The organism is Mesorhizobium muleiense (assembly GCF_900099905.1).
Lineage (GTDB): Bacteria > Pseudomonadota > Alphaproteobacteria > Rhizobiales > Rhizobiaceae > Mesorhizobium > Mesorhizobium muleiense.
In genome coordinates this window covers 59,953-80,175 of sequence record NZ_FNEE01000012.1, presented here as the reverse complement: position 1 = coordinate 80,175, position 20,223 = coordinate 59,953, and the positions used below count along the sequence as shown (strand labels likewise).

The following is a 20,223-nucleotide window of genomic DNA, read 5'->3' as shown; positions in this document are numbered from 1 at the left end:
GCTCAGCCGCATTCCGCGACATCGTTCGATGGCGAACGCCCGCCCGCAACGTGGCCGGCTTGCGCCAGGCGGGTCAATCGCTCGTCGCCGAGAGCGTTTTCTTTCGCGCGGGCGGAATAAACCCGCGGCCGCCCCGTTTCCAGACCATGCCGGACCGAACTCAGCCGGGCGGGCTGAACGTCGACGGGCGGTCCAGGAGCACGTCCCGCTTGGTCGACTAACGAAATTTGCCGTCAAACGAATAGCAACGAAGGAGCGCGTCGGATTGCTGGGTCATGCGTTATCGAGTTTGGAAAATGCGTTCGGGGAAATCCGGGCGATGTATCGAAACGACAGGCTCAGCAGGGTTTTCGCGCTGATAGTGATATGCCTGAATATCCTCGTCATCATCGTTCCATTCGCGATCGAGGCGCTTCGATCTGTTGGAATTTCACACTACGATCTGCCTGCGCGTCTCAACATCAGCAGGGATGGATCGCTGCCCGAGATGTTCAACTACGGGCAGGCCGCGCTTTGCGCCCTGTTTCTGTTCGGCATCTGGCTTCGAACCAGGGAGCATATGTTTCTTGCCTGGTCCCTGATTTTCAGTTTTGTGACGCTCGACGACGCCACCCGTTTCCATGAGCGCGGCGGCCTGCTGCTGGCAGCGACATTCGACCTCGTTTCGCTGCCGGGCATGCGGGCTCGCGACACCGGGGAAATCATCACCTGGTCGGCGGTCGCGCTCGGCCTGCTGGCGCCGCTGTTGTGGTCATTCTGGCAAAGCAGACCGAGGCAACAAGCCCTCGGATCGATGTTTTTGCTGCTGTTCGCGTGTCTTGTGGGTTTTGCCGTGGTGGTTGACATGCTGCACTTCCTGACGGGCTCGAAGCTCGTTGGCTACGCGGAAGACGGCGGCGAGATGCTGTCGATTGCCGTCGCCTGTTGCTGTGCGTTCATCCTCTATCGCGGGCTGGGGCGTGATGCGGATCTTCACGCAATGGATCCGAGCCTGCCATTCTCAAAGCGGACATAACCGAATTGCGGAAACGGCCGCGCGAACAGGAGGAATAAGTTTGGCTCCGGCCCGTTACCCCCGGGATCATTCCGGGAGGAGCCAATGCTGTCGCACCTGTTTCCGTCCGTTCCAACGCGCTGGTTCCGGCGTCGTTCAGAACACCAGAGGGTGAAGTCGAAGCCTGCCATGCCGGCGAAACCTTGCCGCTGGCGCGCCCTTCACCTCGCCCTGCCACTGATGGTCTTCCTGTGCGGCGCTTCGCCAGCGGCCAACGCGGTCGTGCCGGGCACCGACGCCAATGTCGTCACAGCAATCGACGTATCGGACTCGATCGGCCGATATGAGGAATGGCTCCAGCAGGCCGGGCTCGTGCGGGCGCTCGTCCACCCCGACTTCCTGCGCGCCGCCACCGCCGGCCCGCGGCGTCGGATCGGGCTCGCCGTCTTCACATGGTCAAGCGATGGCAAGTTCGACCTGTTGGTGCCCTGGACCGTCATCGGCGCGGCCGAGGACGCCGCGCGCGTGTCTCAGGCGCTCGCTTCGGTGACGCTCATCGACCGAACCCATTACGGAGGCGGCGATATGGAGCAGGATCGCGACGGCGACGCTGATCCCGCGGCGATGCACGATCGTCTAACAGACATGTCGGAGGCGATCGCCTTTGCTTCGCTCCTGTTGACGTCATCGCCGCACGCGACGCAGCGCGCGGTCATGAACATCTGCGCCAACGGAACCGACAATTTCGCGGGCGGAACAGAATCCTCGCGAGACGCGGCGCTGGCGCAAGGTTTTACGATCAACGGATTGGTCCTGGGGCAGGATGCGGAACTTGCGCAATATTTCCACTCCAGCGTGATCGGCGGTCCGGGAGCGTTCGCCATGGACATCTCGGATGCGAAAGACGCCGGTGAATTCATGACGAGGAAACTTGTTCGCGACCTATTGGCGTCGGCGCCGACAGATGCGCCTCGTTTCAGGATCGAGTGACCTCTTCGACGCACAACTACGCTTGCAGAACTGCTGCATGGCATCCAGGTCGGAAGGTCAGCCGGGCGGGCACTGTCCGTTTTGAGCGCTTGAAGGGGCTCTGTGCCTGTGCGATAGCCACTTCACGAAGCAGCAAATCTTGCGGAGAGCGCTCACATGGCGGGTGGACAAGGCATTATGGCCGGCAAGCGCGGGCTTGTCCTGGGCGTCGCGAACAATCGGTCGATCGCCTATGGCATCGCCAAGGCCTGCGTCGACCATGGCGCCGAAATCGCGCTGACCTATCAGGGCGAGGCGTTCAAGAAGCGCGTCGAGCCGCTGGCGGCGGAACTCAACGCCCATGTCGCCGGCCATTGCGATGTGACCGATCCGACAACGCTCGATGCGGTCTTCGACGACATCGCCAAGCGTTGGGGCAAGCTCGATTTCCTCGTCCACGCCATCGCCTTTTCCGACAAGGACGAGCTGACAGGCCGCTATGTCGAGACGACGCGCGACAATTTCCTGCGCACGATGGACATCTCGGTGTTTTCCTTCACCACCATCGCCAAGCGCGCCGAGGCGCTGATGACCGATGGCGGCTCGCTGCTGACGTTGACTTATTACGGTGCGGAAAAAGTGATGCCGCACTACAACGTCATGGGTGTTGCCAAGGCAGCGCTCGAAGCCAGCGTGCGCTATCTGGCCGTCGACCTCGGCGCCAAGAAAATCCGCGTCAACGCCATCTCCGCCGGTCCGATCAAGACGCTGGCAGCCTCCGGCATCGGCGATTTTCGCTACATCTTGAAGTGGAACGAATACAATTCGCCGCTAAAGCAGACGGTGACGCAAGAGGAGGTCGGCGATTCTGCGGTCTATTTCCTTTCAAACCTTTCACGCGGCGTCACCGGCGAGGTCCACCATGTCGATTCCGGCTACCATGTCGTCGGCATGAAGGCGGTCGACGCGCCTGATATTTCGACGGTCAAGGAATAGACCCGCCTGGAATATACCCTCCCGCCTGCTCTCGGCCGCTCTCCGGATGACCTGATGTATCCGCTCGTCTACATCGCGCGCCATGGCCAGACGGTGTGGAACGCCGAGTCCCGGCTGCAAGGACAGGCCGACACCGATCTCAACCCGCTCGGCCGCGAGCAGGCGACCGGCAATGGCCATCGGCTGGCCGAATTGGTTCATGATCCCGAAGATTTCGATTTTGTCGCCAGCCCGATGCGGCGAACGCGTGAGACGATGGAACGCATTCGCAGGGCGATGGGGCTCGATCCCCAAGCTTATCGCACCGATCCACGCCTTGTCGAAATGAGTTTCGGCGACTGGCAGGGCTTCACCTTTCCCGAACTCGAGGCCCGGCATCTCGGCTCGGCCAGGGAGAGGCGACTCGACAAGTGGAATTTCCTGCCGCCCGGCGAGGGCGCCGAAAGCTATCAAATGCTGCTCGAACGGGTAAAGCCGTGGTTCGACGCGCTGGATCGCCGGACGGTCTGCGTGACGCATGGCGGCGTCGTGCGCGCCCTGTTCCGCATGGTGCTGGGAATGCCCGAGAAAGAAGCCGCAAGGCTGAATGTGCCGCACGATCGCTTGCTCAGGCTGGAGGGCCGACGCCTGGAGTGGCTCTAATGCACGTCGCCCAAAAGCATGCCCACAGGCCCGCCCTTCTACTGGCCCAACGATCTCAATGCCGCTGCCTCGTCTTCCCGTGACAGAGGCTCATGCGCTCCGGTTGCCGCGAGATAGGAATCGAGCGCTTCCGAAGACGAGGCCGGTGCATATCCGCCATCGCGTGCGGGCGCAACGACGGCAAAATTCACCGCCCAGCCATGATTCGAGTGGCACGCCACGGATATGACGGTCGAGCGGTTGGCGGAATCGATTTCGAATTCGCGGCACAAGGAACCGGCTCCATCGCGAAACGTGGCTACGGCACGGATCCTGTCGGTGGAACCTGCCAGCACGGCTTCTTCGCCGGACGCCACCTGCCCGAGCGCCTCTGAAAGAGGGCTGTCCTGCCCTGCCACCTCAAGTCCATGCGGCTGGTTTTGGCTGGCAAACCCAAAAAAATATCCGCCGCACCCAAAAACGACTGCAACCAGCGAAGCAGCCAGCGGCATGATCCAGGATGCCTGGGGGCGCGGCATCGCCCGATTGTCCCTTGCCCTGAAGGCAACGACATGCGCGCGTTCGCTGGCGTCCGATGGAACGCTGCGCCGCCTGGCCTCGTCGATCATTCGCTGCACGGACTGGCTGAGCCGGTCGGGAACGGGTTCATCGAGAACCGGCCCCAGTGCCTCTTTGGCCTGAACGCGGGTTTCCAGGAACAGGGCGACCCTGCTGGCGATATCCGATTGCATGGCTTTCTCGATGGCTGCGGCAGTCGCGTCGTCAAGTTCGCCGTCTGCAAAGGCCATGAGCGTTTCGTCAGCAAACTCGCATCTTATCATTTCTGTTCTCGCCCTTCATGACCGGTGAACGTGGCAAGCCGGGATTTATTCCGACTGCCTCGGCGAGATTCTTTCTGGCGCGCGCCAGCCGGCTCATCACCGTTCCGATCGGTATGTCGAGAACGCCGGCCGCCTCCCTGTAGGAAAGGTCCTCGACGCAGACCAGGAGAATGATTTCGCGCTGATCGTCCGGCAGGTCGGTGATCGCCTGGGCAACGCTGTTCAGGGTAAAGCGTACTTCGACATCTCGCTCGCCACAGGCGCCGACGAGGTCCTGCCGTTGCTCAATGTCCTCCTGCGGCCCGGCCGTGCGCTGCCTTCTGATGTGGTCGATCCACAAATTTCGCACAATCCGGAACAACCACGCATCAAAACGGGTTCCAGGTTCAAAGCGCTCGGTGTTGGCAAGCGCGCGTTCGCAAGCCGCTTGCACCAGATCGTCGGCAAGATCGCGGGAACGGCAAAGGGAAATCGCAAAACGGCGCAGGTTCGGAAGAAATGCAACAAGCTGCTTTCCGAATGGATCAGTCTCAATCACGTCGAAGTTTCCGGTTTCATGAGGACCAGGCGAAGTCAGCCGCCTCCGCACGCATTCGGGGTGGGTCGGTATCTTCATATGGCAGCATATGACCACGGCGGCTAAACCAGCGTGGGAGTCCGGCTAGATTTCGGCAAGGCCAGGATTAGACTATGGCAAGCATCAGGTTAGAGCTTGGTGAGAGAACTGCCTATTTCCTGAAAACGAAGGTGACCCGCTGGCTTCAAGCCGATATCACGTAGCCGAAGCCCCGCACGGTTTTTATGAGCGGCTTTTCGTCCACGCTTTCGATCTTGCTGCGAAGGTAGCGAATGTAGACATCGACCACCTTCGTTTCCGGGTCGAAGCTCAGATCCCAAACATTGTTGAGCAGCCGGGTTCTGCTGATCACAGCGCCGGAGTGCGACATCAGATACGCGAGAAGCCTGAATTCCTTGGCCGTCAGACTGATCTCGCGTTCGCCGCGCCAGACTTTCTTGCCGACCGGATCAAGCGCCAGATCGCCAACCCTGAGGACCGGGTCCGTGCCTGTGCTGGAGCCGCGACGAAGCAGCGCTTCCATGCGCGCGATCAGTTCGTCGAAGGCGAAAGGTTTGGTCAGGTAGTCGTCGGCGCCACCCTTCAGCCCTTCGACCTTGTCCTGCAGGCTGTCTCTGGCCGTGAGCATCAGGACAAGATGCTGGTGCTGCTCGCGCCGCAACATGCGACATACTTCGAGGCCGTCGATTCCTGGAAGCATTCGGTCGAGAACGATCAGCGCATATGGCGTCTCCCGCACCATCGCCAGCGCATCACCGCCACTGTCGGTCACGTCGACAACGTAACCCTCGGCTTCGAGCCCTCGCTTGATGAAGCCGACGATGCGATCGTCGTCCTCTACCAGCAGAATCCTTGACATTTACACCACCTTCTCCCCGGTCGTATTGCGGGGAGTGAGAGAATTCCCCGCCTCGCGGTGGGCGTGGTCATTCCGCCATGCTCCCGCCTCAACTATCGTAATCCATGAAACGAAGTAGGTCGTTGTTTATTCCGAGCCGGTTTTTGCACGCAGCCTCTTTTTCAGAACGGCTACGGCGGCACCTGCGTTCGCATCCGCAGACGCGGTTGTGTCGGCGTGTGGAAGCCGGACCACGACCTCAGTGAAAGACCCGACCTCGCTCGTGAGCGCAATCTCGCCACGATGCTTTTCGATGAGCCATTTCGCGATCGCCAGACCGAGGCCACTGCCAAGTTGGCGCGACGCCCTTGGGCTTCGGCCACGGTAAAATCGCTCGAACACCTTGGGTATTTCCTCGGCTGGAATGCCCAAACCCTTGTCGCGTATCGCAATCTCCGCATGCCCGTCCATAACGGTCATGCTCAAGTTCACCGAGCGATCGCGCGGAGAATATTTTATGGCATTGTCCAGAATGATCACGAGAGCCTGTTTGAGCCGCTGCGCGTCGGCTGTGATCCAGACCGGACGGGTGCTGTAGGCCGCCTTGATCGAGATGCCCTTGGCGCGCCCCAGGATTTCGCCCTCGTGGACCGCATCGGCGACGATGGTAACGAGGTCCGTTCGGCGGGGCTCGAAACGTATTGTATCGGTTTCCGAACGAGAAAGGAAAACGAGATCGTCGACGAGGCGTCCCATCTCCAGGCTCTGAGTGACAATCCGTTCGAGCGCATCGCGGTACACTGCCTCTGGCTTTGAACCATGGCGCAGCGGAATTTCCGCTTCACCGCGAAGCGCCGTCAGTGGAGTGCGCAGTTCATGGCTGATGTCGGCGAGGAACTGGACGCGCAACCGGTCGAGCTCCGTCAACCGCTGGTTCGCCGCGGCAAGCTCTGCGGTCCGTGCGGCAACTTGCTGCTCGAGTTCTGCTTTGGCGTTGAGCAGCCGGTCGCGCTGGTCTTGCTGGTGTGTGGCCATTTCGTTGAACCGCCTGGCGAGCGCACCAAGTTCGTCGCGGCCATCAAAGGCGATCCGGTGGTCGAGATCACCACGACTGATCGCCTCTGTGCCTTCGGTCAGAAGGCTGATCGGGCGCATCAATGATCGGGCGAGAAGGAAAGCAGCAACAAAGCAGAGAACCACAGCAGCCAACGCAAGCGCGGCCGTCATCCAGGTCAGGCGTCGCCACAGTGCTTCTGCCTGCAGTTCGGTTCGCACGACCTCTTCCTCTTCGTCGCGCCGCGCGGCTTCCAGGATGTTTTCGAACTCGGCGTCGAAACGATTCTCGATGTCCCGGCGAAAAATCCTAACCGCGTCCTCCTGGCGCCCCTGGTTGCGAAGATTGATTGCGTCCGACGTGGCTTTGGCGATTTCTCCGTAGAGCGTGCGCATCCGCGTGATGCGGAAGATCTCGTCACCGCTGTCCTCCTGTTCGCTGCTGCGCCCGAGAAACTCGGCTTCTCCCCTGGTCAGCTGCGCGAGCTTTTCGAATCCGGCCTCAAGCTCGGCGCGGGCGCTCTCGTAGTCGGGCCGCTCCGGCTCGCCAATCAACAGGAACTCGGCGATCTGCTCGGAATATCGGTTGGCGTTGACCGTAAGCGCGGTGACGGCTTCCAGTTGGTTGTTGGCCCATTGCACGCGCTGTGTGTAGTAGGTTGTCGAGCGAATGGTGATGTAGACGATAGCCGCCATAATCACGACTGCCCCCACGACAATGAGCTGAAATACAAGAATGCGAGACCTGATGCCCATCGGTGTCCATCGGCGTTGAGAACCCGAAACCGATCGGATTCAAGAATACCCCCTTCGCGGCAGAGAAGGCCACCGTGCAGGATGACTCGCGCAGATCGGCGCAACATTTCCGCGACGCCGTTTCAGCACGGAGCAACCATAGAGGACCCGCTATTAAGGATACGAGAGATTCAGGTTAGAAATTGGTGAGAATGCAGTCCTGCCGTCCGAATTTAGCGGCTTCCACCCCGTGAGAGGTTAAGTTCAGCCGGACGCCGCAAGCCGAGGCAAGACTGGCTTGCCGGGTTTCATCGGGCGCAGAGTTGAAGCTTTCGCGGGTGACTTGCGAGTCACTTGCGAAACCGCCAGGAACCGAGACCCATCGCAGCCGAAACTGGTCGCGTTGCTCGCGAGAATAGCCAGCACCGTCCAGACTGAATGAGTCTATTCGGTTGAATCGCTATCCGGCAATTGCATGTCGGTGATGATGTTCTCGCCGTTTGTCTCGTCGTAGGCGATCACGATGTCCATGCCAGGTTTCAGCGCTTCGAGATCGGTTTCGGCGTTCAGCTTGTAGGATTTGCCGTCGTCGAGTGTCAGCGTCAACGTCTCCTTGTCGATCTCTTTGATCAGGCCTTCGGTCTGGCCGGCGAAGGCGGCGGTGGAAATCAGCAACATGGCGGCAACGGCGCCGATCGGGATACGCATCATCGTCCTCTTATCATTGCGCCGGCTCGGGGGCGGCGGGTGTTCAACAGACGGTGTTCAACAGACGGGTCGAGGGAAGCAGAAACCAACCGAATGTGTCAAAACTAAATCCGCCAGATCACAGTTTGACCGCTGCGGAAAACGCCAATAGAACGCAGCCAAGGCGCCGCGCGTCCTAACGCAGAAACGACGCTGTGGCACTTTTGTTTTTGCGCATGATCCTTCCCGAAAATCGCTCCGATTTTCGGGGTCATGCGCTAAGCCGGCTCGGTGCCGGCAGGGCTGGTTTTCATGTCTCACAATACGTTTGGCCATCTTTTCCGCGTCACCACCTGGGGCGAAAGCCATGGTCCATCGCTCGGCTGCGTCGTCGACGGCTGTCCGCCCGGCATCCGCTTCACGCGCGCCGAGGTCCAGTCCGAACTCGACAAGCGCCGCCCGGGTCAATCGCGTTTTGTGACGCAGCGTCGCGAGCCCGACGAGGTCAAGATCCTGTCCGGCTTCATCCTGGATGACGACGGCGAGACCATGATCACCACCGGCACGCCGGTGTCGATGATGATCGAGAATGTCGACCAGCGCTCCAAGGACTATGGCGAGATCGCCCGCCAATACCGGCCTGGTCATGCCGATTATACCTACGACACCAAATACGGCCTGCGCGATCATCGCGGCGGCGGCCGTTCTTCGGCCCGCGAGACGGCGGCGCGGGTGGCGGCCGGAGCCTTGGCCCGCAAGGTCGTGCCCGGCATGATCGTGCGCGGCGCGCTGGTGTCGATGGGCGAAAAATCGATCGACCGCGCCAACTGGAACTGGAATTTCGTTGGCGACGCCGAAAATCCATTCTTCACGCCCGATCCGGCATCGGTCACCGTCTTCACCGCGTATCTTGACGGCATCCGCAAGGCGGGTTCCTCGGTCGGCGCGGTAATCGAGATCGTCGCCGACGGCGTTCCGGCAGGCCTGGGCGCGCCGATCTACGCCAAGCTCGACCAGGACATTGCCTCGGGCTTGATGTCGATCAATGCCGTCAAGGGTGTCGAGATTGGCAACGGCTTCGAGGCCGCCCGCATCACCGGCGAAGAAAATGCCGACGAGATGCGTATCGGCAATGACGGCAAACCGGTCTTCCTGTCCAACAATGCCGGCGGCATCCTCGGCGGCATCTCGACCGGCCAGGCGATCGTCGCGCGCTTCGCCGTCAAGCCGACCTCGTCGATCCTGACCCCGCGAAAGTCGATCGACAAGGACGGCAACGACGTCGAGATCATGACCAAGGGCCGCCACGATCCGTGCGTCGGCATCCGCGCCGTGCCGATCGGCGAGGCGATGGTTGCCTGCGCGATCGCCGATCACTATTTGCGTCATCGGGGACAAACGGGAAGGGAGTAGGGGAGTAGGGGAGTAGGGGAATAGGGGAGTATTTTAAGCGACCTGCCGAGGTGACAAACTTTCTTCTTTTCCCTATTCCCCTACTCCCCTACTGCCCTACTCCCGCGAGCAAAGCGAGCAACTTATGCCTTACGACCAGAAGAAGATCGTCGAAGCCCTGCGCGCCTTCGAACGCGGCGAGATTGTCGTCGTCATGGACGATGACGGGCGCGAGAACGAGGGCGACCTGATCGTCGCCGCCGTCCATTGCACGCCGGAAAAGATGGCGTTCATCGTCCGCAATACCTCTGGTATCGTCTGCACGCCGATGCCGCGCGACGAGGCCAAGCGCCTCAACCTGTCGCCGATGGTCGCCGACAACGACTCGGCCCACACCACCGCCTTCACCGTCAGCGTCGATTTCAAGCACGGCACCACGACGGGCATTTCGGCCGACGACCGCACATTGACCGTGCGCAACCTTGCCAACGGCAATGTCGGCGCCTCCGATTTCGTCCGCCCCGGCCACATCTTTCCGCTGATTGCGCGCGAAGGCGGTGTGCTGATGCGTTCGGGCCATACCGAAGCCGCGGTCGATTTGTGCAAGCTTGCCGGCCTGCCGCCGGTCGGTGTCATTTCCGAGCTGGTCAATGATGACGGCACCGTGATGCGCGGCCCGCAGGTGCAGGCCTTCGCCGAAAAGAACGGTTTGAAGCAGATTTCGGTCGCCGACCTCATCGCCTATCGCCAGCGTAAGGAAACGCTGGTCGAGCGTGTCGCCTGTTCGGAGATCGATACACCCGGCGGCAAGGCGCAGGTCTTCACCTACACGCTGCCCTGGGACTCGATGCACCATGTGGCGATCGTCTTCGGCGACATCCGCGACGGCGAGGAGGTGCCCGTGCGACTGCATTCCGAGGATGTTGTGACTGACGTCTTCGGCACCGGCCACAGGCTGGACGGCATCATGAAATCGATGGGCGAGCGCCGGCGCGGCGTCATCGTCTATCTGCGCGAAGGTTCCGTCGGCGTCGCCCATCAGGAGCGCAACCGGCCGGCCGCCGGCGACCGCGAGGACCATGAAGAGGCGCGCCGCCGCGAAAGCGAATGGCGCGAGATCGGCCTCGGCGCGCAAATCTTGAAGGATCTGGGCATTTCCTCGATCAACCTGATCGCCTCGCGCGAGCGCCACTATGTCGGCCTCGAAGGTTTCGGCATCCACATCGCCAAGACCGAGATTCTCTAGGACTGGTTTAGCGGATCGCCGGCATGCGTCCGGTCCCGCTTGGCACCGGACGCATGGAGACTATTCGGCAGCAACCGCGGCTGTTTCGCGCGCGGAGATGTCACTATCGCCCGTGGCAAGGCTGCGCTGGCCGGCGAGCACGGTGACCAGCGCGACAGTGCCCGCCGCCACCGACACCAGGAAGCCGCTCTGGGCACCGAAGGCGTCCACCACCCATCCGGCGGCAAAGGAGCCGAGCGCTATGCCGATGCCAATGCCGGTCATGACCCAAGTCACGCCCTCGGTCAGCATCGCCTCCGGCACGCGCCGCTCGATCAGGCCGAATGCCGTGATGAAGGTCGGCGAGATCGCCACACCGCTAACGAAGACAGCCAGCGCCAGAAGCGGCACCGTGTCTGCGACAAGCAACGGCAGCGTGGTGAGCGCGATGATGGCGATCGCGATGGCAAGCTGAATTTGCAGCGGTGTTTTCAGGTTCAGAGCGCCGAGGGCGATGCCGACGACGAACGATCCGAGGGCATAGACGCCGATGACGAGGCTGGCGGCGCCCGGCTGGCCGAGCTCCTTGGTGATTGCCACGGTGCTCACCTCCGTGGTTGCGAAGGTCGCGCCGATGAAGATCAGGGCCAAGGTGATGATTTGGACCGGCCGCAGGCGGATTGCCGATCCGCGCGAACCCTGGTCGACCGGTCGCACGCGCGGCTCGGTCGAGCGCTGCAGGATGAGGGCTGTCGAGCCGAAGGCGAGGAACAATGTGCTCGCCAGCATTCCCGCTTCCGGGAAAAGCGCGACGCTCAGGCCAACCGACAGCGAAGCCCCGGCGATGTAGACCAGCTCGTCCGCCGCCGATTCGAAGGCGAACGCCGTGTTCATCTCGGGGCGATCCCGGAAGAGCTCTGTCCAGCGCGCGCGCACCATCGCTGGGATGCTGGGCATAGCGGCGGCCAGCAGCGCTGACACGAACAGTGTCCATATCGGCAAGTCCTGATTGGCCGCCGCAATCAGCACCACGAAGGCGAGCACGGAAATGACAGTGGTGGGCGCCACAATCCGCGCCTGGCCGAGGCGGTCCACCAGTCGCGATATCTGCGGCGCGACAAAAGCATTGGCCAGCGCATATGTCGCAGAGACGGCGCCGGCCAGCCAGTACTCGCCGTGCGTCTGCGACAGCATCGCGACGATTCCGATCGGAGCCATGGCCATCGGCATCCGGGCGACGAAGCCGGCTGCAGCGAAGCCCTTGGCTCCCCTTGCCTTGAATATTTCGCGATAAGGATTGGGCATGGGAACACTCCTGGATTTTTGAGGCCGAGCCACTTATATACGTGGCGTATGCAAATCAGATAATGACATACGACGCGTATGTCAAATAATATACGAGACGTATGTGAAGGAATAAGCGAATGGGGCACAAACCACGCAAGGAGATGATCGCCGAAACCCGCGCCAAACTGGTCGCGGCGGCGCGCCATGCCTTTGGCACTGTCGGCTATGCCGAGGCCTCGATGGACGACTTCACCGCATCGGCCGGGCTGACGCGCGGCGCGCTTTATCATCACTTCGGCGACAAGAAGGGCCTTCTCCAGGCGGTCATCGCCGAGATCGACGCGGAGATGTTGGCCCGGTTGAAGTTCGTCTCAGTCAGGGCGGACACTCTCTGGCAGGGCTTTGTCGACGAATGCACCGCCTATATCGAGATGGCGCTGGAGCCGGAGATCCAGCGTATTGTCCTTCGCGACGGACCGGCGGTGCTCGGCGATCCTTCGCAATGGCCGAGCCAGAACGAATGCATCCGCTCGATGAGCGAGAACCTTCAAAAGCTGAAGGACGAGGGAACCATCGTTGCCGTTGATCCCGAAGCCGCAGCAAGGCTGGTCAGCGGCGCCTCGCTACATGCCGCGCAGTGGATCGCAAATTCGGAAAATCCAGAAGCGACGTCGAAAAAGGCGGTGAAGGCGTTCAACGTGCTTTTGGAGGGACTGCTCAGGCAAGGCCGCAGCACTGGCCGTCCACAAGCACCGGCTGAGGTGGACAAATCGCCGGCCTGAGCCTGTATCAAGACCACCAAAGGCAAGGCGCGACCTCGAATGGGACGGCCGAAGTGCGCCTCTAGATTCGGGCAGCTCGCGCCGGACCCAACCAGCACCCAACGCCTAAACCCTGTTGAACGTCTGCCTTTGGCGGTTGCAAAACATGGTCAAAGCCGCCGGGCGCGCCTATATCGGGGGCATGGTCACAAGGCTTTATACCCACCCGATCTTTCTCGAGCATATAACGCCGCCCGGTCATCCGGAGCGGCCGGACCGCCTGCGCGCCATCGAGCGCGTGCTCGACGACGAGGTCTTTGCGGCCCTCGATCGTGCCGAGGCGCCGGAAGGCGACGAGGCCACCATCCTCTACGCACACCCGCAGGAATTCGTCGAACGGGTCCGCGCTATGATACCGGACATCGGTATCGCTCGTGTTGACGCCGACACCACCGCCAGTCCGAAAAGCTGGCAGGCGGCCGTGACGGCGATCGGCGCTGCCAACGCCGCCGTCGACGATGTCTTTCGGGGCGACGTGGCCAATGTCTTTGTCGCCGCCCGGCCGCCCGGCCACCACGCCGAAAAGGCCACGTCCATGGGCTTTTGCCTGTTCAATACCGCGGCGATCGCGGCGCGTTACGCGCAAAGGCAACACCAGGCCGAGCGTGTTGCCATCGTCGACTGGGACGTCCACCACGGCAATGGCACGCAGGATATTTTCTGGGACGATCCGTCGGTGCTCTATTGCTCGACGCACCAGATGCCACTTTACCCGGGGACCGGGGCGGTGAGCGAAACCGGCGCCGGCAACATCGTCAACGCGCCGCTGGCGCCGCAGACCGGCAGCGAGGTTTTCCGCGACGCTTTCCTGTCGCGGATCTTGCCGGCGCTCGACAATTTCGCGCCCGACCTCATCATCATTTCCGCCGGCTTCGACGCGCACCACCGCGATCCGCTGGCCGAGATCAATCTGACCGAGGACGATTTCGACTGGGCAACCGGCCAGTTGATGCAGCGCGCCGGTCGCCACAGCGACAACCGGCTCGTCAGCCTGCTCGAGGGCGGCTACGATCTGCAGGGATTGGCATTTTCGGTCGCCGCCCATGTCGGGCGACTGATGAAAGGATAGACGATGGCTGGTGAGAGCAACGAAGACGTCAAGGCGATGAGCTTCGAGCAGGCGCTCGACGCGCTGGAGAAAATCGTCGATGATCTGGAGCGCGGCGACGTGCCGCTCGACCAGTCGATCCGCATCTATGAGCGCGGCGAGGCGCTAAAACTCCATTGCGACCGGCTGCTCAAGGCGGCCGAGGACAAGGTCGAGAAGATCAGGCTTTCGCGCGACGGCAAGCCGGTGGGGACCGAGCCGCTGGATGCGGAGTAAGCCACGGTCTTGAAAGACAATTTCGCCGTTCGGCTTTTCGACATGATCATGATTGAGAATAATACTCATCCCGCTTGAAACGGCTCCAGGACGAGAGGAGATTGCGAACGATGTGCAGAAACATCAAGACACTGTTCAATTTCGATCCGCCGGCAACCGATGACGAGGTCCGCGATGCCGCACTTCAGTTTGTCCGCAAGCTGAGCGGAACGACACGGCCGTCGAAACAGAACCAGCATGCGTTCGACCACGCCGTCGAGGCCATAGCCGCGTCTGCGCGCGAATTGCTGGACAGCCTCGAGACGACACAGCATCCGCGCAATCGCGACGAGGTGGCGGCCAAGGCGAAAGCCAGGTCTGCACTCCGCTTCGCCTGAGGAAGACCGCATGAGCTTTTTTCCCGGAAACGACCCTCTGCCCGGTGACGCCTTCGCCAGCGACCAGATCGAACTGATGGTTATTCCGAACGCCAAGGACATTGGCGGCTTTCAGGTTCGCCGTGCCTTGCCGACCGCCAGGCGTCGGCTGGTCGGTCCCTTCATCTTCTTCGATCGCATGGGACCGGCGATTTTGCGGGCCGGCCAGGCGCTCGATGTCCGCCCGCATCCCCATATCGGCCTGTCGACGGTCACTTACCTGTTCGACGGCAAGATCAGGCATCGCGATTCGCTCGGCACCGAAATGGTCATCCAGCCCGGCGACATAAATTTGATGACCGCCGGTCGCGGCATCGTCCATTCCGAGCGTACGCCGCAGGAACTGCGCGGTGCGCCGATGTCGGTTTCCGGCCTGCAGACATGGCTGGCGCTGCCGGACGATAAGGAGGAGGTCGACCCGATCTTCGAGAATACCGCGGCCATGCGTCTGCCCGAGATCGACGCTGAAGGCGTCAGCGGACGCGTTGTCATTGGCGCGTTTTCCGGGTTGCGGTCACCGGTCGTGACCGCTTCGGACACGCTCTATGCAGACCTCAGCCTGGCGCCCGGCGCCAGCGTGAAAATCCCAGCCGATGCCGAGGAGCGCGCCATCTATACGTTGGAAGGCGAGGTATCGATCTCCGGTGACCGCTTCCCGGCAGAGCGGCTGCTGGTGTTCCGGCCCGGCGACGAGATCGTCGTGTCGTCGGAGGGGGGAGCGCATTTCATGCTGTTCGGCGGCGCCTCGCTCGGCTCCAAGCGCTACATCTGGTGGAATTTCGTATCTTCGTCGAAGGAACGCATCGAACAGGCGAAAGAAGAATGGAAGACAGGCCGTTTCGATATCGTTCCGGGGGATGAAGAAGAGTTCATTCCGCTGCCGGACAATTAATGCATGTCGCGCAAACGTGTGCAGCGGTTTTGCGATAACGACATGCATAAAACAACAACCTAAAGCGCGTCGCGTGAGGTCGGTCGAACGCGACGCGCTTTAGAGCGCCGCGCGTCCTTTTTGACGCGTAAACGAAACCCTAACAGTTTGAAGCTATGCCGCGTCACTCGCACGCATTTACATTCGCCGGCCAGCAGCCTATTTCGCAGATGAATAAAAAGCAGGCCCCAGCACCAGTGAACGCAAAGCTCCATACGCCACTTCTCGACAAGGTCCGCATCCCGGCCGACCTCAGGGCGCTTGACGAACGTGCTCTGCCGCAATTGGCATCGGAGCTTCGCACCGAGTTGATCGACGCCGTGTCCCACACCGGCGGACATCTCGGTGCTGGCCTTGGCGTGGTCGAACTGACGGTGGCGTTGCACTATGTCTTCAACACGCCAGACGACCGGTTGATCTGGGACGTCGGCCACCAGGCCTATCCGCACAAGATCCTGACCGGCCGCCGCGACCGTATCCGCACGCTGCGGCAAGAGGGCGGCCTGTCCGGTTTCACCCAGCGCGCCGAGAGCGAATACGATCCGTTCGGCGCCGCCCACTCCTCGACCTCGATTTCCGCCGGCCTCGGCATGGCAATGGCACGCGATCTCTCCGGGGGCCGCAACAATGTCATTGCCGTTATCGGCGACGGCGCCATGTCGGCCGGCATGGCCTATGAGGCGATGAACAATGCCGGCGCGCTCGATGCCCGGCTGATCGTCATCCTCAACGACAACGACATGTCGATCGCTCCGCCGACCGGGGCGATGAGCGCCTATCTGGCCCGCCTGGCGTCGGGCAAGGCCTATCTGGGCTTGCGCGATTTCGGCAAGAAGCTGACCTCCTATCTCGGCGAGCGCGCCGATCGCGCCATCAAGCGGGCGGTCGAGCATGCGCGCGGTTACGTCACCGGCGGCACGCTGTTCGAGGAAATGGGTTTTTATCACATCGGCCCGATCGACGGTCACAATCTCGAGCACCTGATCCCGGTGCTGAAGAACGTCCGCGACAATGCCGACGGTCCGGTGCTGATCCACGTCGTGACCCAGAAGGGCAAGGGCTATGGACCGGCCGAGGCGGCCGCCGACAAATATCATGGCGTCAACAAATTCGACGTCATCACCGGCGCGCAGGCCAAGGCGCCGGCCAACGCGCCGAGCTACACGAAAGTCTTTGCCGACAGCCTGATCCAGGAAGGCCGCGAAGATGATCGCATCGTCGCCATCACCGCCGCCATGCCGAACGGCACCGGCCTCGACCTCTTCGGCGAGGCGTTCCCGGCGAGGACTTTTGATGTCGGTATCGCCGAGCAACATGCGGTGACTTTTGCCGCAGGCCTTGCCACCGAAGGCTTCAAGCCTTTCGCGGCGATCTATTCGACCTTCCTGCAGCGTGCCTATGACCAGGTCGTCCACGACGTGGCGATCCAGAAACTGCCGGTGCGCTTCCCGATCGATCGCGCCGGCTTCGTCGGGGCCGACGGGGCGACCCATTGCGGCGCCTTCGACACGACTTTTTTGGCGACGCTGCCCGGTTTCGTCGTCATGGCCGCGGCAGATGAGGCGGAACTGCGACACATGGTGCGCACGGCGGCAAGCTACGATGACGGCCCCATCGCCTTCCGCTACCCGCGCGGCAACGGCGTCGGCGTCGACCTGCCGGAGCGTGGCTCGGTTCTCGAAATCGGCAAGGGCCGTATCGTCAGGGAGGGCACCAAGGTTGCGCTGCTTTCCTTCGGCACGCGGCTGCAGGATTGCCTGGCTGCGGCCGAGGAACTCGGCGCGGCAGGGCTTTCCACCACGGTCGCCGATGCTCGTTTCGCCAAGCCGCTCGACGAGGACCTGATCCGGCGCCTGGCCCGTTCGCACGAAGTGTTGGTGACAGTGGAAGAGGGCGCGGTCGGCGGCTTCGCCAGCCACGTGCTGCAATTCCTGGCCCATGAAGGGCTGCTGGAAAACGGCCTGAAGGTACGCCCGCTTGTGTTGCCTGACAGCTTCGTCGATCACGCCAAGCCCGAAAAGATGTATGCCGACGCCGGGCTAGATGCCGCCGGCATCGTGCGCACCGTCTTCGTCGCACTGGGACACACCGCCAGCGCGCAAAGCGCCTGAATCAAAATCTCAACGGCTTGCATCAGTTTGACGACCGGCGGTCGTAACTGACTGTTTGCGTTGTCATTTGGCATTCGCCCACGGTGTCTCTGCTCTCGCGGCGAAAGCTCGTGCCGCCGGATCAATGTTCGGTCCACGTTGTCCGCCTCAAATTCCTCTCTCTAAGCGAGCGCAGCGAAGATCAGGCCGACATAGGTAAGCTGGTGCAAGAACTGGTCAGCCCCATGCATGGCCCAGTATGTTCGCGTGTCGGGGCCAGCATGGCTGCGCCCGGACAGCCCGGCTTTGGTGTAGTCTGTCGCGTAGTGGACCGTGAATTCCGCGGCAGAAAGCAGGACGACTGCGGTGGGTTCGAGCCCGGCGATGAGAAGGGCCGGCAAAGAGCCTAGCGCATGCAAGCCCGCGTGGACATAGCCGCCGGCGCGGCGCAGATCGCCCTTTCCGCCCAACATCCAGCCGGGCTGGAGCAGATAGTCGGCAATGAAGTGCTTTAGCTGGAGGCAGAAAAGCATTGCGAGCGTCAAAGTCATCATTTCCATGACCATACTCCATGGCCGCAGCGGTTGTTCAGGTTGCGAGCGTGTGTATCAGGACCGGGACTGCCTTCCCGCGAACATTGGTGATGCCAAGTGGCTGCGCGGCGATCTGGCCGCTTGTCTGCGCAAGCGTCATGTCGCTGAGCACGATTTCGACGCCGTGTTCCTTGGCGACGCCAACGAGACGGCTTGCCAGATTGACCGTATCGCCGATGGCCGTATAGCTCAGCCGTTCGGCCGATCCGACATTGCCGACAATCGCGGTGCCGGTATTGATGCCAATTCGCACCCGTATGTCGCTGTGGTCCGGCGAAACGGCGGGCAGCGCATGCATCGCGGCCCGGATCGCGGCTGCAGCGCTGCATGCGCGGCGTGCGTGATCCGGCACGGCTGTCGGTGCGTTCCAGATGGCCATGACGGCGTCGCCAATGAACTTGTCGACGGTGCCTCCTTCGGAATGAATGGCTTCGACTGCAAGCGTGAGAAAGTTGGTGAGATGCGGCTGGACATCGGGGCCGAGCTGCTCGGTGAGTTCGGTGAAGCCCGGCAGATCGGCAAACATCACCGTCACTTCCACGAGCCTACCGCCGGGCGCAGGCTCAAGCCCGCCCGCGACGAGAGGCCGGACGACGTCGAGCGGCATGTATTTGGCGAAAGCCGACAACCCGACCGCCATGCGCTTCAGCGCCTCCGAGAAATCATTGAGTTCGGCCAGGAATGTCGGAACATGCCGCACCTGGTCGAGCGAGAACCGTTCGATCTCACGGAGCTGCGCGGCAAGCTGGCGGATTGGCCTGGCGAAAAGCAGGTTCGAAAAGAGCACGGCAGTGGCCGCTGCCAGCACGACCAGCCCGGCGACCACCAGCAGCACCCGACGCGTGTTGCGGTCGATCTCTTCCGCGAAGGAGGAGCGCGGTATCGCGGTCAGGAGCCGCCATTGTTCGAATGGGAGCGCAAACGACGAGACGTAGACCGGGCCGATCTCGCCACCATCAACCAGCGTGCGAAATTCGTTCCCTTTCATCATCGAAATGGCGTCGCCCACCGCGGCGGCAAGCGCGTCGCTCTTTGGAAAATCGCGAAGATGAGCAGGCATAGGACCGCCGGGCGCATCCGATGCAGCCAGTACTTTGTCGCTACCGCCCAGCACGAACGTCTTGCCGTGACCTGATACTTGCAGACCACTCAGCGCCTGCGACAAATTGGCGAAACTCACGGCCACCATGACCACGCCCTGGTACCTGCCATAGAGCTCGACCCGCTTTGAAACAACCACCGAGGGCTCGAAGCCATTGGGCAGGACGTCGATCACGCTCCAGACAGGTTCCGTCGAGTCCATCGCCCGGCGATACCAGGGCGCACCGAGCGCTAGGTAAGCGGTCTCGCCGTGGATGCGTTCTTCGAACATCACATCGCCGGGGATGGGATGATAGATATCACGGCGCAACGGGCGCGGCTTCCCCCGCATGCCCGGGCCGATTTCAACCATCTCGATCTTGCCGCCGGCCGCCGCGTGCGAGCCGAAAAACCGTCCGTCGGGGAAGCCAAATCCGATCCAGCCGATTGCGCGCTGTTCACGCAGCAGCGACAGGAACAGGAATTCGCGTCTGACCTCGTCATCGGCCTTGATCGTGCCTTGGAACAGGATCGAGCGGATGATCTCGGCCGTGCCTGCCACGACGGCCAGCGTTGATGTCAATTCGCCGCGGACAGAATCGGCGCTCTGGGCGCCAAGGCTGGCGACGATCTTCTCGACATTGCGGGTTGCCGTGCGCTCCCAGATGATATGCACCGATGCAGCCGTCGACATGACCGCCATGAGCAGCAGCGCCGTCATCGCCCGCCCAAGCGCTATGCGCGGCAGGCGG

General features: G+C 61.9%; 20 protein-coding genes. 12 read left to right on the top strand and 8 right to left on the bottom strand.

What is annotated here, in order from left to right:
* Nucleotides 1-265: 265 nt before the first annotated feature.
* From BLT09_RS20490 to BLT09_RS20475, 4 genes are all read left to right on the top strand, one after another.
* Nucleotides 266-1,015: a hypothetical protein gene (locus tag BLT09_RS20490; protein ID WP_139172637.1), complete on the top strand. Its 750-nt coding sequence runs from the start codon at nucleotides 266-268 to the stop codon at nucleotides 1,013-1,015.
* Between the two features lie 168 nt (nucleotides 1,016-1,183).
* A complete protein-coding gene (locus BLT09_RS20485; protein WP_167366481.1) occupies nucleotides 1,184-1,984 on the top strand; it encodes a DUF1194 domain-containing protein in 801 nt (266 codons plus the stop codon).
* Between the two features lie 156 nt (nucleotides 1,985-2,140).
* Entirely contained in the window at nucleotides 2,141-2,959 is an 819-nt protein-coding gene (fabI, locus tag BLT09_RS20480) for an enoyl-ACP reductase FabI (RefSeq protein ID WP_091596015.1), read from the top strand.
* A 54-nt stretch (nucleotides 2,960-3,013) separates the two neighbouring features.
* Nucleotides 3,014-3,601, top strand: coding sequence for a histidine phosphatase family protein (locus BLT09_RS20475; RefSeq protein ID WP_091596013.1), 588 nt, complete (start codon nucleotides 3,014-3,016; stop codon nucleotides 3,599-3,601).
* A gap of 38 nt (nucleotides 3,602-3,639) precedes the next feature.
* Here BLT09_RS20475 and BLT09_RS20470 read toward each other — a convergent pair whose 3' ends face one another.
* From BLT09_RS20470 to BLT09_RS20450, 5 genes are all read right to left on the bottom strand, one after another.
* Complete coding sequence (locus tag BLT09_RS20470; protein ID WP_329608768.1) at nucleotides 3,640-4,389, bottom strand: anti-sigma factor family protein; 750 nt, start codon at nucleotides 4,387-4,389, stop codon at nucleotides 3,640-3,642.
* 10 nt (nucleotides 4,390-4,399) lie between these two features.
* The gene (locus BLT09_RS20465; RefSeq protein WP_091596009.1) at nucleotides 4,400-5,038 is read right to left on the bottom strand and encodes an RNA polymerase sigma factor; all 639 of its coding nucleotides are present in this window, start codon (nucleotides 5,036-5,038) and stop codon (nucleotides 4,400-4,402) included.
* Nucleotides 5,039-5,183: 145 nt separating this feature from the next.
* Entirely contained in the window at nucleotides 5,184-5,858 is a 675-nt protein-coding gene (locus BLT09_RS20460) for a response regulator transcription factor (RefSeq protein ID WP_023799350.1), read from the bottom strand.
* Nucleotides 5,859-5,984: 126 nt separating this feature from the next.
* Nucleotides 5,985-7,586, bottom strand: coding sequence for a sensor histidine kinase (locus BLT09_RS20455; protein ID WP_236473083.1), 1,602 nt, complete (start codon nucleotides 7,584-7,586; stop codon nucleotides 5,985-5,987).
* Nucleotides 7,587-8,069: 483 nt separating this feature from the next.
* The gene (locus BLT09_RS20450) at nucleotides 8,070-8,333 is read right to left on the bottom strand and encodes a DUF1344 domain-containing protein (protein WP_031254973.1); all 264 of its coding nucleotides are present in this window, start codon (nucleotides 8,331-8,333) and stop codon (nucleotides 8,070-8,072) included.
* 291 nt (nucleotides 8,334-8,624) lie between these two features.
* Between BLT09_RS20450 and aroC the strand changes: the two genes are divergently transcribed.
* Nucleotides 8,625-9,725 (top strand): chorismate synthase, encoded by a 1,101-nt coding sequence (aroC, locus tag BLT09_RS20445; RefSeq protein WP_091596190.1) that lies wholly within the window; start codon nucleotides 8,625-8,627, stop codon nucleotides 9,723-9,725.
* Between the two features lie 124 nt (nucleotides 9,726-9,849).
* Nucleotides 9,850-10,950 (top strand): 3,4-dihydroxy-2-butanone-4-phosphate synthase, encoded by a 1,101-nt coding sequence (gene ribB / locus BLT09_RS20440; protein ID WP_091596005.1) that lies wholly within the window; start codon nucleotides 9,850-9,852, stop codon nucleotides 10,948-10,950.
* A 60-nt stretch (nucleotides 10,951-11,010) separates the two neighbouring features.
* Here ribB and BLT09_RS20435 read toward each other — a convergent pair whose 3' ends face one another.
* Complete coding sequence (locus BLT09_RS20435; RefSeq protein ID WP_091596004.1) at nucleotides 11,011-12,234, bottom strand: MFS transporter; 1,224 nt, start codon at nucleotides 12,232-12,234, stop codon at nucleotides 11,011-11,013.
* A 119-nt stretch (nucleotides 12,235-12,353) separates the two neighbouring features.
* Here BLT09_RS20435 and BLT09_RS20430 point away from each other — a divergent pair, with 119 nt between their 5' ends.
* The 6 genes from BLT09_RS20430 (at nucleotide 12,354) to dxs (ending at nucleotide 17,819) form a co-directional block, all read left to right on the top strand.
* A complete protein-coding gene (locus BLT09_RS20430) occupies nucleotides 12,354-12,998 on the top strand; it encodes a TetR/AcrR family transcriptional regulator (protein WP_091596002.1) in 645 nt (214 codons plus the stop codon).
* Nucleotides 12,999-13,179: 181 nt separating this feature from the next.
* Nucleotides 13,180-14,106: a histone deacetylase family protein gene (locus BLT09_RS20425; RefSeq protein ID WP_091596188.1), complete on the top strand. Its 927-nt coding sequence runs from the start codon at nucleotides 13,180-13,182 to the stop codon at nucleotides 14,104-14,106.
* A gap of 3 nt (nucleotides 14,107-14,109) precedes the next feature.
* Nucleotides 14,110-14,361, top strand: a complete 252-nt coding sequence (locus BLT09_RS20420; protein ID WP_023799340.1) for an exodeoxyribonuclease VII small subunit — start codon at nucleotides 14,110-14,112, stop codon at nucleotides 14,359-14,361.
* Between the two features lie 110 nt (nucleotides 14,362-14,471).
* Entirely contained in the window at nucleotides 14,472-14,738 is a 267-nt protein-coding gene (locus BLT09_RS20415; RefSeq protein ID WP_023799339.1) for a DUF2277 domain-containing protein, read from the top strand.
* Nucleotides 14,739-14,748: 10 nt separating this feature from the next.
* Complete coding sequence (locus BLT09_RS20410; RefSeq protein ID WP_091596000.1) at nucleotides 14,749-15,669, top strand: pirin family protein; 921 nt, start codon at nucleotides 14,749-14,751, stop codon at nucleotides 15,667-15,669.
* Between the two features lie 209 nt (nucleotides 15,670-15,878).
* The gene (gene dxs, locus BLT09_RS20405; RefSeq protein ID WP_208602520.1) at nucleotides 15,879-17,819 is read left to right on the top strand and encodes a 1-deoxy-D-xylulose-5-phosphate synthase; all 1,941 of its coding nucleotides are present in this window, start codon (nucleotides 15,879-15,881) and stop codon (nucleotides 17,817-17,819) included.
* A gap of 161 nt (nucleotides 17,820-17,980) precedes the next feature.
* On the opposite strand, the gene BLT09_RS20400 is transcribed toward dxs, so the two are convergent.
* Nucleotides 17,981-18,358 carry a DUF3307 domain-containing protein gene (locus BLT09_RS20400; protein ID WP_091596186.1) on the bottom strand — a complete coding sequence of 126 codons (378 nt, stop codon included), beginning with the start codon at nucleotides 18,356-18,358 and terminating at the stop codon, nucleotides 17,981-17,983.
* A gap of 28 nt (nucleotides 18,359-18,386) precedes the next feature.
* Complete coding sequence (locus tag BLT09_RS20395) at nucleotides 18,387-20,192, bottom strand: adenylate/guanylate cyclase domain-containing protein (RefSeq protein WP_091595996.1); 1,806 nt, start codon at nucleotides 20,190-20,192, stop codon at nucleotides 18,387-18,389.
* Nucleotides 20,193-20,223: the final 31 nt, after the last annotated feature.

Excerpts from the sequence above, each read along its gene's own strand:
- BLT09_RS20485 (WP_167366481.1), top strand. The coding sequence starts at position 1,184 with ATGCCGGCGAAACCTTGCCGCTGGCGCGCCCTTCACCTCGCCCTGCCA.
- fabI (WP_091596015.1), top strand. The coding sequence starts at position 2,141 with ATGGCGGGTGGACAAGGCATTATGGCCGGCAAGCGCGGGCTTGTCCTG.
- BLT09_RS20475 (WP_091596013.1), top strand. The coding sequence starts at position 3,014 with ATGTATCCGCTCGTCTACATCGCGCGCCATGGCCAGACGGTGTGGAAC.
- BLT09_RS20470 (WP_329608768.1), bottom strand. The coding sequence starts at position 4,389 with ATGGCCTTTGCAGACGGCGAACTTGACGACGCGACTGCCGCAGCCATC.
- BLT09_RS20465 (WP_091596009.1), bottom strand. The coding sequence starts at position 5,038 with ATGAAGATACCGACCCACCCCGAATGCGTGCGGAGGCGGCTGACTTCG.
- BLT09_RS20460 (WP_023799350.1), bottom strand. The coding sequence starts at position 5,858 with ATGTCAAGGATTCTGCTGGTAGAGGACGACGATCGCATCGTCGGCTTC.
- BLT09_RS20455 (WP_236473083.1), bottom strand. The coding sequence starts at position 7,586 with ATGGCGGCTATCGTCTACATCACCATTCGCTCGACAACCTACTACACA.
- BLT09_RS20450 (WP_031254973.1), bottom strand. The coding sequence starts at position 8,333 with ATGCGTATCCCGATCGGCGCCGTTGCCGCCATGTTGCTGATTTCCACC.
- aroC (WP_091596190.1), top strand. The coding sequence starts at position 8,625 with ATGTCTCACAATACGTTTGGCCATCTTTTCCGCGTCACCACCTGGGGC.
- ribB (WP_091596005.1), top strand. The coding sequence starts at position 9,850 with ATGCCTTACGACCAGAAGAAGATCGTCGAAGCCCTGCGCGCCTTCGAA.
- BLT09_RS20435 (WP_091596004.1), bottom strand. The coding sequence starts at position 12,234 with ATGCCCAATCCTTATCGCGAAATATTCAAGGCAAGGGGAGCCAAGGGC.
- BLT09_RS20430 (WP_091596002.1), top strand. The coding sequence starts at position 12,354 with ATGGGGCACAAACCACGCAAGGAGATGATCGCCGAAACCCGCGCCAAA.
- BLT09_RS20425 (WP_091596188.1), top strand. The coding sequence starts at position 13,180 with ATGGTCACAAGGCTTTATACCCACCCGATCTTTCTCGAGCATATAACG.
- BLT09_RS20420 (WP_023799340.1), top strand. The coding sequence starts at position 14,110 with ATGGCTGGTGAGAGCAACGAAGACGTCAAGGCGATGAGCTTCGAGCAG.
- BLT09_RS20415 (WP_023799339.1), top strand. The coding sequence starts at position 14,472 with ATGTGCAGAAACATCAAGACACTGTTCAATTTCGATCCGCCGGCAACC.
- BLT09_RS20410 (WP_091596000.1), top strand. The coding sequence starts at position 14,749 with ATGAGCTTTTTTCCCGGAAACGACCCTCTGCCCGGTGACGCCTTCGCC.
- dxs (WP_208602520.1), top strand. The coding sequence starts at position 15,879 with ATGAATAAAAAGCAGGCCCCAGCACCAGTGAACGCAAAGCTCCATACG.
- BLT09_RS20400 (WP_091596186.1), bottom strand. The coding sequence starts at position 18,358 with ATGGAAATGATGACTTTGACGCTCGCAATGCTTTTCTGCCTCCAGCTA.
- BLT09_RS20395 (WP_091595996.1), bottom strand. The coding sequence starts at position 20,192 with ATGACGGCGCTGCTGCTCATGGCGGTCATGTCGACGGCTGCATCGGTG.